Source organism: Novosphingobium sp. HNCC26DJ243 (assembly GCF_057180545.1).
Map to the genome: position 1 here is coordinate 116544 of NZ_JBXUGN010000002.1, position 14689 is coordinate 131232.

17 protein-coding genes are annotated in these 14689 nt (G+C 64.4%); 9 read left to right on the forward strand and 8 right to left on the reverse strand.

Annotation, left to right across the window (positions count from 1 at the left end):
* Entirely contained in the window at nucleotides 1-852 is an 852-nt protein-coding gene (gene hflC, locus AC2A04_RS08065; protein ID WP_484211809.1) for a protease modulator HflC, read from the forward strand.
* A 130-nt stretch (nucleotides 853-982) separates the two neighbouring features.
* Nucleotides 983-2524 carry a Do family serine endopeptidase gene (locus AC2A04_RS08070; RefSeq protein WP_484211810.1) on the forward strand — a complete coding sequence of 514 codons (1542 nt, stop codon included), beginning with the start codon at nucleotides 983-985 and terminating at the stop codon, nucleotides 2522-2524.
* 68 nt (nucleotides 2525-2592) lie between these two features.
* Here the strand turns inward: AC2A04_RS08070 and AC2A04_RS08075 are convergent, their stop codons facing one another.
* The 5 genes from AC2A04_RS08075 to AC2A04_RS08095 all read right to left on the reverse strand — a co-directional run bounded on the left by AC2A04_RS08075 (nucleotide 2593) and on the right by AC2A04_RS08095 (nucleotide 6805).
* Entirely contained in the window at nucleotides 2593-2835 is a 243-nt protein-coding gene (locus AC2A04_RS08075) for a hypothetical protein (protein ID WP_484211811.1), read from the reverse strand.
* Between the two features lie 88 nt (nucleotides 2836-2923).
* Nucleotides 2924-5020, reverse strand: a complete 2097-nt coding sequence (locus AC2A04_RS08080) for a transglycosylase domain-containing protein (RefSeq protein ID WP_484211812.1) — start codon at nucleotides 5018-5020, stop codon at nucleotides 2924-2926.
* Between the two features lie 140 nt (nucleotides 5021-5160).
* Nucleotides 5161-5559 carry a peptide-methionine (R)-S-oxide reductase MsrB gene (msrB, locus tag AC2A04_RS08085; RefSeq protein WP_484211813.1) on the reverse strand — a complete coding sequence of 133 codons (399 nt, stop codon included), beginning with the start codon at nucleotides 5557-5559 and terminating at the stop codon, nucleotides 5161-5163.
* A gap of 45 nt (nucleotides 5560-5604) precedes the next feature.
* Nucleotides 5605-6294 carry a hypothetical protein gene (locus AC2A04_RS08090; RefSeq protein WP_484211814.1) on the reverse strand — a complete coding sequence of 230 codons (690 nt, stop codon included), beginning with the start codon at nucleotides 6292-6294 and terminating at the stop codon, nucleotides 5605-5607.
* Between the two features lie 154 nt (nucleotides 6295-6448).
* Nucleotides 6449-6805: a DUF8200 family protein gene (locus AC2A04_RS08095; RefSeq protein ID WP_484211815.1), complete on the reverse strand. Its 357-nt coding sequence runs from the start codon at nucleotides 6803-6805 to the stop codon at nucleotides 6449-6451.
* A 156-nt stretch (nucleotides 6806-6961) separates the two neighbouring features.
* On the opposite strand from AC2A04_RS08095, the gene AC2A04_RS08100 reads away from it, so the two are divergent.
* Nucleotides 6962-7456 carry a winged helix-turn-helix transcriptional regulator gene (locus AC2A04_RS08100; protein ID WP_484212240.1) on the forward strand — a complete coding sequence of 165 codons (495 nt, stop codon included), beginning with the start codon at nucleotides 6962-6964 and terminating at the stop codon, nucleotides 7454-7456.
* Nucleotides 7457-7550: 94 nt separating this feature from the next.
* Here the strand turns inward: AC2A04_RS08100 and AC2A04_RS08105 are convergent, their stop codons facing one another.
* Nucleotides 7551-7847, reverse strand: a complete 297-nt coding sequence (locus AC2A04_RS08105) for a UrcA family protein (protein WP_484211816.1) — start codon at nucleotides 7845-7847, stop codon at nucleotides 7551-7553.
* Nucleotides 7848-8109: 262 nt separating this feature from the next.
* Between AC2A04_RS08105 and AC2A04_RS08110 the strand changes: the two genes are divergently transcribed.
* From AC2A04_RS08110 to AC2A04_RS08120, 3 genes are read left to right on the forward strand one after another with little or no spacing between them, the layout of a single operon-like run.
* Entirely contained in the window at nucleotides 8110-8376 is a 267-nt protein-coding gene (locus AC2A04_RS08110) for a hypothetical protein (RefSeq protein ID WP_484211817.1), read from the forward strand.
* A 36-nt stretch (nucleotides 8377-8412) separates the two neighbouring features.
* Entirely contained in the window at nucleotides 8413-9264 is an 852-nt protein-coding gene (locus AC2A04_RS08115) for a diacylglycerol kinase family protein (protein WP_484211818.1), read from the forward strand.
* A gap of 35 nt (nucleotides 9265-9299) precedes the next feature.
* Nucleotides 9300-10160, forward strand: coding sequence for a metallophosphoesterase family protein (locus tag AC2A04_RS08120; protein ID WP_484212241.1), 861 nt, complete (start codon nucleotides 9300-9302; stop codon nucleotides 10158-10160).
* Here AC2A04_RS08120 and panC read toward each other — a convergent pair whose 3' ends face one another.
* Nucleotides 10161-11021 carry a pantoate--beta-alanine ligase gene (gene panC / locus AC2A04_RS08125; RefSeq protein ID WP_484211819.1) on the reverse strand — a complete coding sequence of 287 codons (861 nt, stop codon included), beginning with the start codon at nucleotides 11019-11021 and terminating at the stop codon, nucleotides 10161-10163. It abuts the gene before it with no gap.
* A gap of 100 nt (nucleotides 11022-11121) precedes the next feature.
* On the opposite strand from panC, the gene AC2A04_RS08130 reads away from it, so the two are divergent.
* From AC2A04_RS08130 to pgmG, 3 genes are read left to right on the forward strand one after another with little or no spacing between them, the layout of a single operon-like run.
* Nucleotides 11122-11946 carry a division plane positioning ATPase MipZ gene (locus tag AC2A04_RS08130; RefSeq protein WP_484211820.1) on the forward strand — a complete coding sequence of 275 codons (825 nt, stop codon included), beginning with the start codon at nucleotides 11122-11124 and terminating at the stop codon, nucleotides 11944-11946.
* Entirely contained in the window at nucleotides 11946-12233 is a 288-nt protein-coding gene (locus AC2A04_RS08135; protein WP_484211821.1) for a J domain-containing protein, read from the forward strand. The genes AC2A04_RS08130 and AC2A04_RS08135 overlap by 1 nt, the downstream gene beginning before the upstream one ends.
* A 36-nt stretch (nucleotides 12234-12269) precedes the next feature.
* On the forward strand, nucleotides 12270-13673 hold the full coding sequence (gene pgmG, locus AC2A04_RS08140; RefSeq protein WP_484211822.1) for a phosphoglucomutase/phosphomannomutase PgmG: 1404 nt from the start codon (nucleotides 12270-12272) through the stop codon (nucleotides 13671-13673).
* Between the two features lie 36 nt (nucleotides 13674-13709).
* On the opposite strand, the gene AC2A04_RS08145 is transcribed toward pgmG, so the two are convergent.
* Nucleotides 13710-14519 (reverse strand): BON domain-containing protein, encoded by an 810-nt coding sequence (locus AC2A04_RS08145; protein ID WP_484211823.1) that lies wholly within the window; start codon nucleotides 14517-14519, stop codon nucleotides 13710-13712.
* Nucleotides 14520-14689: the final 170 nt, after the last annotated feature.

Sequence of the window (14689 nt, forward strand, 5' to 3'; positions counted from 1 at the left end):
ATGACCTTCCTGCAGAACCTCTGGACCGAACAGAAGGCCGCGATCATCACCGTCGCTGTCGCGCTTGTTGCGGCAGCCTCATGCGTCAAGGTCGTGGACGAGAAGACCCAGGCAGTCGTGGTCCGGCTTGGCCAGCCGGAACGCGTCGTCAACCGCTTCAAGCCCAATACGGACTTCGGGCAGACCGGCGCAGGCCTGATCTGGCGCATTCCGTTCATGGAACAGGTGGTCGAAGTCGACCGCCGCATCCTCGATCTCGACATGGAACGCCAGCAGGTGCTTTCGGCCGACCAGCGCCGTCTCGAAGTGGACGCCTTCGCGCGCTTTCGGATCATCGATCCGGTGCGCATGGTGCAAACCGCAGGCACGACCGAGCGTGTGGCCGAGCAGCTGCAACCCATCCTCAATTCCGCGCTGCGACAGGAACTGGGCAAGCGCACGTTCGGTTCGTTGCTGACCGCGGATCGCGGCAGGGCAATGGAGCAGATCCGCGCTGGGCTCGACCGAGAGGCGCGCGAGTATGGTGCACAGATCATCGACGTGCGGATCAAGCGCGCCGATCTTCCCGAAGGTTCTCCGCTCGATTCCGCATTCACCCGCATGGCCACGGCGCGTCAGCAGGAAGCCGCCACGATCCGCGCGCAGGGCCAGAAGCAGGCGCAGATCATCCGTGCCACGGCCGAGGCCAATGCGGCCAAGACTTACGCGGACGCTTTCAACAAGGACCCGGTTTTCTACGATTTCTACCGGGCGATGCGCAGCTATGATGCGGTGTTTGCCGATCAGGGTTCGAGCACGTCGATCGTGCTTTCGCCCGACAACGAATATCTCCGGCAGTTCAAGGGCAAATGATTTGCCCTTTCTGAATGCAAAGGAACACAGCCATTCAAAATCCGTTCAGGCAGAACGGCGTGAATCGGCGATGAAAAGATAGCGGTGCTCCCTTTGGGCGCGCCAGATTAGACAAAGAGGACCAGGCCACGTGCGATATGCTTATGGTGTGACTTCCGCGCTGCTGCTGGCTGGCAGCGCGCTGACCCTGGTGACAGGCCTTCCGGCAGGTGCACAGGTTGCGCAGAACGACCAGTCCGAAATGCGCACGGTGGTGCCCCGCGCGGGCGCGCCGTCGAGCTTTGCCGACCTGACCCAGCAGTTGCAGCCGGCAGTCGTCAACATCTCCACCCGCCAGCGCGTCAAGGTACAGGCAAACAATCCGTTCGCGGGCACGCCATTCGGCGACCTGTTCGGTGGTGGCCAGGGCGGTGGCGCGCCGCAAACGCGCGAGGCGCAGTCGCTGGGCTCGGGATTCATCATCTCGGCTGACGGATATGTGGTCACCAACAACCATGTGATCACGGCTGACGGCCAGGGCGAAGTCGAATCGATCACGGTGACGACGCCCGATGGCACCGAATATCCTGCCAAGCTGGTCGGCAAGGATGCCGCCTCGGACCTTGCCGTGCTCAAGATCACCCGCCCCTCGCCATTCCCGTTCGTGAAGTTCGGCGATTCGCGCAAGGCGCGCGTGGGTGACTGGGTCATCGCCATCGGCAACCCGTTCGGGCTTGGCGGCACGGTGACGCAGGGGATCGTATCGGCGGTGTACCGCGCTACCGGCACCGGTTCGGCCTATGACCGTTACCTGCAGACCGATGCTTCGATCAACCGGGGCAACTCGGGCGGCCCGATGTTCGACATGGCGGGCAACGTGATCGGCATCAACAACGCGATCTTCTCGCCTACGGGCGGCTCGGTCGGCATCGGCTTTGCCATCCCGGCAGAAATCGCCTCGCCGATTGTGGACAAGCTGCGTGCCGGACAGTCGATCGATCGCGGTTATCTGGGCGTTGGCATCCAGCCACTTTCGGACGATCTGGCGGCCTCGCTCGGCCTGCCCAAGAACCGCGGTGAATTCATCCAGCGCGTCGAACCGGGTCAGGCTGCGGCCAAGGCCGGGATCCAGCAGGGCGACGTTGTGGTCAAGGTCGACGGCAAGGACGTCACCCCTGACCAGACCCTGTCGTTCATCGTTGCGAACACGACCCCGGGCAAGCGCATCCCGATCGAGTTGGTGCGCAATGGTCAGCGGCTCACAGTTCAGGCGGTCGTCGCCAAGCGCCCCAGCGAAGAAGAACTGGCCCAGCAGAGCTTCGATCCCGATGCGCAGCAGGACGATGACAGCTTTGCCGGCAAGGGTCAGCAGCAGCCGCAGGGGCCAAGCGTGTTGCAGACATCGCTTGGCATCGCGGCAATTCCGCTGACGCCGCAAATCGCCCGCCAGCTTGGCGCGGGCGAGGATGCCAAGGGCGTGGTCATCACTGCCGTCGATGCATCGGCGGACGCCGCATCAAAGGGATTGCAGCGCGGCGATATCGTGCTTTCGGCCAACTACATCAACGTCACCACGCTGGCCGATCTCGAACGCATCGTGCGCAGCGCCAAGACCGATGGCCGAGAAGCTGTTCTCCTGCGCATCCAGCGTCGGGGCCAGCCACCGATCTACATGCCGGTGCGCCTGCGCTGAACCAAGCTTGCTGGCACAAAGCAAAAGGGCCGCCCCGGAAGGAGCGGCCCTTTCTTGTTGGCTCGAGGTCAGTAAGTCGAGGGCGGATCGCTGGCCGGAAAGCTTTCGTCGGAAGCCTGGTCGATCTTGTCCCAGCGCTTCGGGTCCGAACGCATGCCCTCGACGCCAGCAGAACGGACTTGCGCGAAGTTCTTGTCGGTCATCTCGCCATCGGCAAACGCCGCGGGTGCCATTTCGACTTTCTGTTTCTGGACAGTGCGATAGATCGCATATCCGGCCGCGCCGATGGCGGCCCATTGCAACAGGCTCATGGGTTGTCTCCTCAGCGGGAGGCAGAAGCCTCCCATCGGACAGCCAACGATCACTGAGCGATTTGGTTCATCGCAATGTGCCGCAATGTCACTGTGGCGGGGCGGGCCGTTGCTGCGGCCTTCCCGTGGCGCGATTGAGAAAATCGTCGTTCGCCGCCTGTGGCACGTCGTCGGGAACGCCTTCAGGAGGACTGTTGGGATCGTCGAAAACTTCGGGCGCGACGTCCCTCTGACGGCGCGACGGATCGACCAGATTGCCCTGCTCGTCCACGTAGAAGTAATCGTCGGGGTTCTGCAGCATCGCCTCGTCATCGGGCTCGAGCTGCCACTGCGGAAGCTTCAGTTCTGTATCGAACTTCTCGACCGGGCGCTTGGCCGTGGCCACGCGCATATAGGCCGCGAACGCGCGGGCAGGCGCCGTGCCGCCCTGCAGGCCCGGTACGGCCTTGGCATCGTCACGTCCCATCCACACACCCGTCGTGATGCCGCTCGAGAAGCCGAGGAACCAGCCGTCCTTGTTCGAGCTGGTCGTGCCGGTCTTGCCTGCCGTCGGCCGCCCGATCTGTGCGGCCCGGCCCGTGCCGATATTCACCGCCGTTTGCATCAGATCGGTCATGCCCGCAGCGACATAGGGTGGGACCAGTTGCTGCGAGGATTCGGCGCGGTGCTGATACAGCACTTCGCCATCCGTCGTCGTCACCTTGCGGATTCCGTAAGGGGTCACCGACATGCCCTTGGCCTGGACCGAGGCGAAGGCGCGGACCATGTCGATCACGCGCACTTCGGAAGAGCCCAGGACCATCGAGGGGAGGGTGTTGATCGGCGTGGTGATGCCGAAGCGCCGCGCCATGTTGGCGATCGTGCCGAAGCCGACCTCGTTGCCAAGCTGGGCCGCAACCGTGTTCTTGGAATAGGCAAAGGCGGTGCGCAGATCGATTTCACCGGCATAGCGCGCGCCGTCGTTGCGCGGGGTCCAGCCGTCGATGGTAACCGGCTCGTCGACCACGCGATCGTCGGGCGTGTAGCCGCCCTCAAGCGCGGAGAGATAGACGAACAGCTTCCACGCCGAACCCGGCTGGCGCACGGCGTTGACCGCTCGGTTGTAGTTTGAGGTGACGTAATCGGTGCCGCCGACCATCGCGAGCACCGCGCCGTCACGGTCGACCGAGACCAGCGCGCCTTGTGCGCCCTTCGGCGCAAAACCGGCGATGGCGCTGGTGGCAGCGCGCTGCATCACAGGATCGAGCGTGGTCCAGACCTCGATCGGCTGGTCATTTTCCGGCAGGATCAGGTCGAGCTGGGGCAGTGCCCAGTCGGTAAAGTAGCGCGCCGAGTTCTGGCTCGCGCGGTCCTCGACCATCTTGACCTTCTTGAGATTGACGGCGGCGGCCTCCTGCGCCGAAATGACGCCGTTTTCCTGCATCGTCTGCAGCACGACACCGGCGCGACCGACAGCGGCATCGGCGTCGGCAGTGGGCGAATAACGCGAAGGTGCCTTGACGAGGCCCGCGATGATCGCAGCCTCGGGGAGAGAGATTTCCTCGCCCGAATGGCCGAAGAATTTGCGCGCGGCAGAATCGATGCCATAGGCGCCGCCGCCGAAATAGACCTTGTTGAGGTAAAGCTCGAGCACCTGATGCTTCGTGAACTTCTGTTCGAGCGCCAGCGCCAGCACCCATTCGCGCGCTTTGCGCCCGAAAGTCTTGGTATTGTTGAGGAAGATGTTGCGGGCAAGCTGCTGCGTGATGGTCGAGCCACCCTGCTTCCAGTAACCGCTTTCCACGCGCACCATGATCGAGCGCACGATGCCGATCGGGTCGACGCCCCAGTGGCTTTCGAAGCGACGATCCTCGACCGAGATCATCGCATCCTTCATCACCTGCGGGATGCGTTCGTAAGGCACCCACTTGCCGTAGCTCGGCCCCAAGGTGACGATTTCGGAGCCGTCAGCGGCGCGCACGACGATCATCTGACCGGTCTGGCTGGACTTCAGTTCCTGGTAGCCCGGAAGCGAGCGGGCGGTCACCGCGACCGCAACCACCAGGGCGATCGCGCCCAGCAGGGCAAAGCCTGTGCCCCACACGAACAGCCGCCTGATCCAGCGGCGCAATGCCGAAGGCTGCGATGCAGGGGGCGGAGAGGACCGGCCACCCTCGGGGCGGCGGGGAATATCCCTTCTGGCCATCAGTCTTTTACCGCTTCCCTCAATCTGGTGCAGGCACGATCAAACCGGCCTGCGTAACCCTGCAGCCTAATGCATAGGACAATCGCAACGCAGGGTTAACTGCAAATCGTCGAGCCCCGTGCAGGGCCCGACGAATGCCGTTAGTCCTTGGGCGTGAATTCGAGCGAAGCGCTGTTCATGCAGTAGCGCAGGCCCGTCGGGTTCGGTCCGTCGGGGAAGACGTGGCCAAGGTGCCCGTCGCAGCGCGCGCAGCGCACTTCGGTGCGAACCATGCCGTGCGTCACGTCGCGATGCTCGTCCACGACTTCGGCTTCGACCGGCGCGTAAAAGCTCGGCCAGCCCGAACCGCTGTCGTACTTGGTGTCAGAGGTGAACAGCGGCGCGCCGCAACCGGCGCAGTGATACTCGCCCTCTGCCTTGTTCTTCTCGTAGGCGCCGGTGAACGCGCGTTCGGTGCCGCCTTCACGCAGGACGTGGTACTGTTCGGGCGAAAGACGCTCGCGCCATTCGGCTTCGGTAAGGTTGAGCTTGTCGGACATGGGGGATCTCCTGTGGCCGCCTATATGGGGAGCCTCGGCCGCGCCTCAATAGTGGGATTTCTCGGCGGGCTTTGCGAGATCGTAACAATGGGCGACGTCGTACTTGTCGATGCCGCCCATGTCGTCTGCTGCCTCGCTTGCCATCGCTTCGCGCGCCTCGCTCAAGATGCGGTCGGCCTCGTCGCCGCTGCGCCCTGCGGCTACGAGCGCTTCGCGGTCGCGCGCGGCAAGAACGGCAGCGAGCGTACCGAGATCGCGCGCGGCAGGGGTCAGCCCTTCGCGCCCGTGGACTTCGTCATAGGCCAGCGCGAGGATCGCCGCGCATTTGCGCAGGTCGGGCGTGACAAGCGGCGGGACCGCGGCATCGAGCCGGTCGAGACAGGGTTTTGCCAATGCGGACAACGCCGCATCGGGATTGGCAGCGGTCTGAAGCTGGCGCACTTGAGAAGAGATCAGATCGCGGACGGCTTCGCGACCGAGCGCTGCCTCCTTCATCACGCGCTCACCCGTATCGGCAAAGTAGCGCTTGCCGCGTACTGCCAGGGGCGGCCAGCCTTCGAGCGCGTCCCCGCCCGACTGTTCGGTTGCGACCACGGCGAAGGCGGCGGCGCAGCGCAAGGCGGCGTGGTGCTCCCCGGTCAGTCGCGACAGGTCAGGACCGGCAGGCGGCGTTGTTGCCTCCGCCACCGGAGCCAGGGCGAGGGTGAGGACGGCAAGGATTGCAGGGAGGCGCATGACGCCACGCTAGATGCAAAAAGAGGCCGCGAACAGACTGCTGTTCGCGGCCATCTAGTGTTAGCGTGCGCTCGCGCGGGTAACGGGGGCAGGATGCAGCGAGGCACGCGCTGGAGGACCGGAGAGCTGAATTCCGGTCAGGTGGATTGATCGGTCAGTTGGCGGCGGACTCGTTGCAGCGTGCAAGGTCCTCAGCCTCGAGATCACCCTTGGGCGTGGCGAAGCGGGCAACCGGACCAACCTTCTGGACAAGGCGCGCGCAGACGATGGTCGGACGCGAGGTATCGCGCGGGGCGCTGCAGTTGGCGCCTTCGCAGGTCCACAGCACGCCCTTCTGGATAAGCTTCTGTGCGCCGTCCATCGGTCGCGAGAGTGTCGCCGAATAGAATGGGCCGGTGGCGGCAGCGCGCACCGGAGCGGCTGTGATCGCAAAGCTTGCGGCCGTGCCGACCAGCGCGAGGATTGCGGGAACGAGTTGGCGCATTGCGCCCGAGCGGTTCGAGATCATCATGGTTCTTCCCCTGAATTTTGTCCGTTTGGGGCCACGGAAACTGGCAGTCTTGGAGAGGATGCGATTTCCGTTGCGAATCACTACCTATCATTGTAGGTTTCAGGTTGCAACTAGAAACTTAAATAGGCGAAGCAGATGGGCTATGACAATTCGGACATGGAAAAGCTTCGCGAACCTCTGAACGAAATCGCCCAGTGCGGCCTCCCTCTGGCGTTGGAAGCGATGGGTGAACGCTGGTCCTTCATGATCCTGCGCGCGGCCTTCAACGGCGTCCGCCATTTCGAGGATTTCCTCGAGGCACTCGGCATTGCCCGCAACATCCTGTCCAATCGCCTTTCGCGCCTCGTGGAAGTGGGCATCCTGAAGCGCGAGCATTGCGCCGATGATCGCCGCCGGATCGAATACAGGCTCACGCCGAAAGGCCTGGACCTGCTCCCCGCGATGCTCGCGCTGCGCCAGTGGGGCGAAAAGTGGCAGCTCGGCGTGCCTGCAAACCCTGTCTTGTGCGACGCGCGAGACGGCCTGCCCATCGCTGCCATCGGCATTCATGCGCAGGACGGCCGCCGCCTTCAGCCCGAAGATCTGAGCTGGCGTGAGCGTGGCGAGATCGAGGCCGGACAAGGCCCGGCAAAGTTGCGCGAGGCTCGCTAGAACCTCGCGAAAAGAAGGGCCGCCGGCTACCCGGCGACCCCTGGAGTTTGGCCCGGACGGGGGACTGGAGGTCCGCCGGGCAAACCTGCTCCGCTCAGCGGGCGGCGAGCGCCGTCGGACGGATCTCGTTCTTCGCCTTGCGCGCATCGGCATAGGCCTTGGCGAAGCACTGGCGCCCGGCCTCGACTTCAGCGGCCGAAGCATCCTTGCGGGTCAGGCCACACACTTCCCGCGCAGCGTCCTTGATGCGCGCGTTGAGCGTGGCGTGTCCCGCTTCGGTCGTCAGATCGAGGTCCGCATAACCGACGCTGCGCGTTCCAGCGAAAGCGGGCTGGGTGATGGAAAGGGCGAGGCCGAAGAGGCCGGCGGCGATCATGGACTTGTGGCTCATGGCGTCTTCCTGAATTTGTGGCCGGGCAAACCGGCGGTGGGACAAACTGCAGCAACCGACCTTTGCGTTTCTGGCCATCTGGACAGGCCCGCCTGGCCACTGCATGCATTTTCCCTAGGCAAACCAGTCGCATGAAGCACCTCTGCCTCGACCAGCTTTCCGTAGCGTCCGACCAGCGCAGCCCTGCGCCGACGAACCGCTTTCGCAGGTCCACGAACTGCACATGTGACATTTCACGAACGACGCCATATCGTCCGAACGCATGCCGATTCTGATCACCTTCCTTCTGGGCGTCGGCAATTTCGCCCTTCACCGCGCAGTAATGGACAGCGGCCATCCCTTGCTCGGTCGCATGCCGGGGTTCGTCCACCTGCTGGGCGGACGGATCACCCTGATCCTTGAATTCCTGCTGTTGGTGGCGGCGCTTACCTTCGCTGCGGAGGGCAATGTCAGCGGCCCGATCGCCTACGTGATTTATTCGGTGCTCAACAGTTTCTCCGCCTGGCTCATCCTGACGGATCGGGTTTGAGGAACCGGACGCCGGGCTGCCGGTTTGTCGGGAACCATGAACCTTTCCCCCCTTTGGCTCGTCACCAACTCGGCAAGCGGCAGCAACAGCGACGCCGCCGTCGATGAAGTAGCCGCTTCCCTCGATGCAGCGGGCTGCGCCCCTGCCCGGATCATCCGCTTTCCGGAGGAAGAACTGCCAGACCGCGCCGAGCTAGACGCCGCCGGGGTCGCGACGATTGCGATCTTTACCGGCGATGGCACCGCCAACAGCGCCGCATCGAAGCTCGAAGCATGGGGTGGCGCGATCCTGATCCTGCCAGGCGGCACGCAGAACCTCCTGTCCAAGGCGCTTCATGGCGATGTGCCGGCCGAAGCCATCACCGGAGCGCTTGCTGCAGCAAGCTATCGCCGTGTTCGCCGCCGCGCAGTGCGCACGTCGCATGGCGCGGCGCTGTGCGAGGTGCTGGTCGGTCCCGGTGCGCTGTGGGCAGACGTGCGCGAAGGCCTGCGCGATTTCGACCTTGGTGCAATCGCCGACACCTTCGGCAACGCCATGCGCGAGACGCGCGAAGGCCCCGGCGTGGTGCTGGCCGAACCTGCGGCCGGCAAACCCGAAGGTTATCGCGCCATCCGCTTCGTGCCCGGCGAGTGCTCGATGGACGCCGATGGCTATGACTTCGCCGACCTTGCCGATCTTGCTGCCCAGGGTTTCGCCATGCTGGTCAAGCGCGACTTCCGGCAGGGCCCGCACGATCACCTTGGCACCTTCGAGCGGGCAAGGTGCAGCAGCGATGCACCGATCGCGCTGATGATCGATGGAGAACGTCGCGAAGGCGGTACGCGCGAAGACTTCGTGTGCGAGGAATTTGATGTGGACTTCATCTCGACGCAGCCGGGCAGGGATTGACCGGTGCTGCGGGAACGTCGATCAACCCTGCCGAGATGACGAACACCCCGCTTCGCCTGTTCCATGTCAGCGACATCCATTTCGGGCTGGAAGATCGTCGCGCGCTTGATTGGGTGGCGCAGTGCATTGCTCGCGAGATGCCCGATGCGGTGGCGATCACCGGCGATCTCACCATGCGGGCCCGCCATCGCGAATTCCGCGCGGCATGCCAGTGGATCAGCGCGCTGGGCGTGCCGGTGACGGTGGAGGTCGGCAATCACGACCTGCCCTATTTCAACCTGATCGAACGATTCATCGATCCCTATCGCCGGTTCCGCGCGATTGAGGCCCTGCTGGAACGCGAGATCGACTTGCCCGGTGTGGCGATCGTGCCGTTGAAGACGACGGCGCGCGCCCAGTGGCGGCTGAACTGGTCGAAAGGCACGGTCGGCAAGGCAGCACTCGCCCAGACGCTCGCAGCCATCGACGCGTTGCCGCCGGGCGAACGCGCAGTGGTCGCCTGCCATCATCCGCTGGTCGAAGCCGGCACGCGCGGCAAGGCTCTCACGCGCGGCGGGAGCAATGCGCTGGCCGAACTGGCGCGGCGCAATGTCGCGGCGGTCATCTCCGGCCATGTCCACGACCCGTTCGACCTGATTCACCCGACGCCGAACGGTCCGATCCGGATGATCGGCGCAGGCACGATCTCGCAACGCGTGCGTTCGACCCCGCCGAGCTTCAACGAACTGACGTTCGATGGCGAGAGCCTCAAAGTGCGGGTGCGCAATCTCGAACACGTGCCCACGCGCGACATGCAGATCGACGATGTGCCCGAGAACGCATTGCCCCCGCGTACGGAAGGCGAAGCGGTCGCTCCGGTCGGCGCGGTCCCGGCGGTCGATCCACCGGTCCACTGATCAACTGCGGCCAAGGCCCATGTTGTCTATAAGCCGCGCACCGCCGATGCGGGCGGCGACCAGCAGGCGCGCCGGACGGCCGTCATAGACAGGCAAATCCACAAGCGTTGCGGCATCGCGCAAATCGGCATAGTCGATCGAAAGGAACCCTGCGCCCAGTACCTCGGCCTCAAGCGTGGCAAGACTGGCCGCCACATTCGCACCTGTTTCGATCCGCGCGATGGCCCGCCGCATCGCCACCGACAGCTCTGCTGCCGTTTCGCGCTCGGCGTCGCTGAGGTACTGGTTGCGGCTGCTCATGGCGAGGCCGCTCGGCTCGCGCACCGTCGCCACGCCGATGATCGCGTCGACATGCGGCAAGGTCAGGTCGAGATCGCGCGCCATGCGCCTGATCACCGCCAGCTGCTGCCAGTCCTTCTCACCGAACAGCGCCACTTCCGGCCGGACCTGGTTGAACAGCTTGCACACCACAGTCGCCACGCCATCGAAATGGCCGGGACGGGCGGCCCCGCACGCCACCTCGCTCACGCCCGAGACCGAGATGTTGGTGGCATAGCCATCGGGGTACATCTGATCGACCGTGGGCGCCCATAGCACGCCCACACCCTCGGCCTCGAGCAGGGCAGCGTCAGCGGCCAGCCGTCGCGGATAGGCGTCGAGATCTTCTGAGGGACCGAACTGTCGCGGGTTGACGAAGATCGAGACGACGACATGATCGGCTCGTTCGCGTGCTTGACGTACAAGCGTCAGGTGGCCTTCGTGAAGGGCACCCATGGTCGGCACCAGTGCGATCGTTTTTCCCCCGATTTTAAGCGCATCGACTGCTTTGCGCAGCTGTTCGAGCCGATTGATGGTTTGCACGTTGGCGGCCTCTCCACTAAGTCCGGGGACATGGGCGATAGGGGGCAGCACTTCCTCTCGCAAGCCCGACCAACAGCATCGCAGCAGAGAGAACCGTTCCTTGTCGACTGGCCCGCATCGCATCGTCTTCGCCAACGAAAAGGGAGGGACAGGCAAGTCCACGACGGCCGTGCACGTTGCCGTTGCGCTGGCCTACCAGGGCGCCCGCGTTGCCGCGATAGATCTCGATTCCCGTCAGCGCACGATGCATCGCTATCTCGAGAACCGCGCCGAGACGATGCGCCGCCGCCAGATTGCGCTGCCAACCGCGACGTTCGAGGTATATGAAGGCCAGAATGTCGAAGAGCTTGATGCCATGGCCGAACGGCTTGGGCAGACCCACGACTTTCTCGTCTTCGACACGCCCGGCCGCGATGATCCTCTGGCGCGCCATGTCGCCACGCGCGCCGATACGCTGGTCACCCCGTTGAACGACAGCTTCGTCGACTTCGATCTTATCGGTCAGGTCGATGCCGAGACGTTCAAGGTCCGCCGCCTGTCGTTCTACGCCGAATTGATCTGGGAAGCGCGCAAGAAGCGGGCAATGGCCACGATCAAGGATTCGCGGCGCGAGATGGACTGGGTCGTCGTCCGCAACCGCACTGGCTACACCGAAGCGCGCAACCAGCGCCGCATCGACCAGGCCCTGACCGAACTGTCCAAGCGCGTCGGCTTCCGCATCGCCAGCGGCCTGTCCGAACGCGTGATCTATCGCGAACTGTTCCCCAGCGGCCTTACCCTGCTCGACAAGGGCCATCTGGGCGAGCTGGGAACCAGCCACCTCGTCGCGCGGCAGGAACTGCGCACATTGGTCATGGGGCTCAACTTGCCCGTGCCCGCAAAGACCGCACCGCAGCCGCCAGCCCCGCTGGAAAGTGCTGCCTGATGATCAAGCTGCTCACGCTCGCGCTTCTGGTCAGCCTTGCCTGCAAGTTGCTCGCCGGACGCTGGCCGTGGGAACTGCTGTCGGGCGATCCGCGTTCGGCCAGCGAAGCGAAAGCCCGCAACCTGCTCGGTGTTTCCGCCGAAGCAGGATACGATGAAGTGATCGAGAGCCATCGCCGACTGATCGCGAGGGTGCATCCCGATCGCGGCGGATCGAACGAGGCCGTGCACGAGGCAAACGCCGCCCGCGACCTACTGCTGGCGCGATTGGGCGACAGCCGCAACTAGACGCGCCGCTGCAACGGCGGAAGAAGGAGCAAGGGCATGCGCCATACCTTCAATCCGACCATCCTGCGAGAATACGACATCCGCGGTGTCTTCGGTGAAACGCTGGGGCCGGACGATGCCCGCGCAATCGGGCGCAGCTTCGGCACCCGCGTGGCACGCGCTGGCGGATCGCGGGTTGTCGTAGGTTATGACGGGCGGATCAGCTCGCCGCTGCTCGAGCATGCACTGGTCGAGGGGCTGAACGCCAGCGGGATCGATGTGGTGCGCATCGGCATGGGGCCGACCCCGATGCTCTATTATGCGGCCGCGTCAATTCCAGAGGTGCATGGCGGCATTCAGGTAACCGGCAGCCACAATCCCGCCAATCACAATGGCTTCAAGGCGGTACTTGAAGGGCGAGCGTTCTTTGGTGCCGACATAGTCGATCTCGGGCGGATCGCCCACGAAGGCGACTGGGTTTCCGGTTGCGGCCAGACCACGACCGTCGACATCATGGACGCCTACGTCGAGCGGCTGCTGCAGGGCCTCGACGGCGTCGATCCCGCCGCGCTCGCCGGCATCCGGATCGGCTGGGACACCGGAAACGGCGCGGCCGGCCCCGTGGTCGAAGCGCTCACCGCGCGACTTCCCGGCAACCATGTCCTTCTGTTTACGCGCGTGGACGGCCATTTTCCCAACCATCATCCCGATCCGACTGTGGAGGCGAATCTCGCCGATCTGGTCGAGGCTGTCCTGCAAGGAAGGCTCGATTTCGGACTGGCATTCGATGGCGACGGTGACCGGATCGGGGCAGTCGACGGTACCGGACGGACGATCTGGGGCGATCAACTCCTGTCGATCTTTGCCGAAGACGTCCTCAGCACCACGCCGCAAGCCACGATTATCGCCGATATCAAGTCGAGCAGCGCGCTTTTCGACCGGATCGCCGAACTGGGCGGCAAAGCCGAGATGTGGAGGACCGGCCACTCCTTGATAAAATCCAGAATGAAGGAAACTGGTGCGGCGTTGGGCGGGGAAATGAGCGGCCACGTCTTCTTTGCCGACCGCTACTACGGGTTCGACGACGCACTTTACGCGGCAGTCCGACTCATCGCCGCTACCGCAAGGTTGGGCAAATCGGTAACGCAGATGCGCGGGGCGATGCCGCATAAGGTGAATACGCCCGAACTGCGCTTCCAGGTTGACGAGGCTCGAAAGTTCGCAGTCGTCGACGAGGTCCGTAACCGCCTGCGCGAGGAGGCGGCCAAGATGAGCGAAATCGACGGCATTAGGGTCGACACTACAGATGGCTGGTGGCTGCTGCGCGCCTCGAACACGCAGGATGTCCTTGTCGCAAGAGCGGAAAGCCGCAGCCGCGAAGGTCTAGAACGCCTGCTGGCGCAGGTCGATGCGCAACTCGCGCTATCGGGTATCGAGCGAGGCGAGCAGTTCGGACACTGAGAGGGAGGGCGTCGGGTTTGACGCCCTCCATCCAGTTCATGCCGATGGCGTGACCGAACTGTCCCCGCCGCCCCAGCCGAGCGTGCCACCCTGTCCTTCGAGCGAACTGCCCGCGCGAACGCGCAGGTTGTTCTGCACATGCTTCACGCCCGAGATCGCATCGACGCAGTCTTCTGCGCGCCGCTTGTCGGAACGGCTGCCGACCGTGCCGGTGAGCGTCACTTCGCCCTCGGTCACCATGACCGAGATCTGCCGCGCATCCAGCCGGGGGTCTTCGGTGAGCCGGTCATTGGCATCCTCGCGGATGCGCTCGTCCGAACGGATGTAATCGCTCGGCCCGCGCCCGCGATGATCTTCCTCGCGGCGGCGTTCGGCGTCTTCGTCCCCGAACCAGGTTCGAACTTCATCCACCGCGCGATCGATGAACCCTCGTCCGTCGTCGGCACCATAGCGCCCCTGCCCGCTGTACCCGCCATAGGACGGCATTGACCCAGCGCCCATTCCGGGCTGTCCGGGGCCCGCCCAGGCGCGCGTACCGCCACCATAGTCCTGCGACGTGAAGTAATCCGCCCCGGAGTAGGACGCGTTGCCCCGGTCCATGTTGCTCGATCGCAGGGCAGTCGGGCCACTGTAGTGGCGGTCACCAACTTCCCAATCATGCGTGCGATGGTCGCCGCGCATGTCCTGTCGGCCTGACTGTGTACCACTGCGCGGTGTCTGCGCGCCGGTGGTGCCCGAGGTGCTCCAGCGATCGCGGCCGAACTCACCCGAATTGTCTCGCGGGCGATTGCTGCGTCCTTCGTCCTGCCAGCGATCACGCGCGTCCCAGTCATTACGGTCATTCATCGCATCTCTCCTTGCAAGGTGTTGTCATGCTGAAGAAACGGGCCGGAGCCTGCCTTGGCGCAAGCGCTGGTCGCACCGCACAGGCGCTTCGTCGCGGGCGATCTGCGGATCGGTGCCGCTTTGCCCTTGCCAAGTCGGATATCGCTGTCGCATCAGGCTTCGCGAAGGAT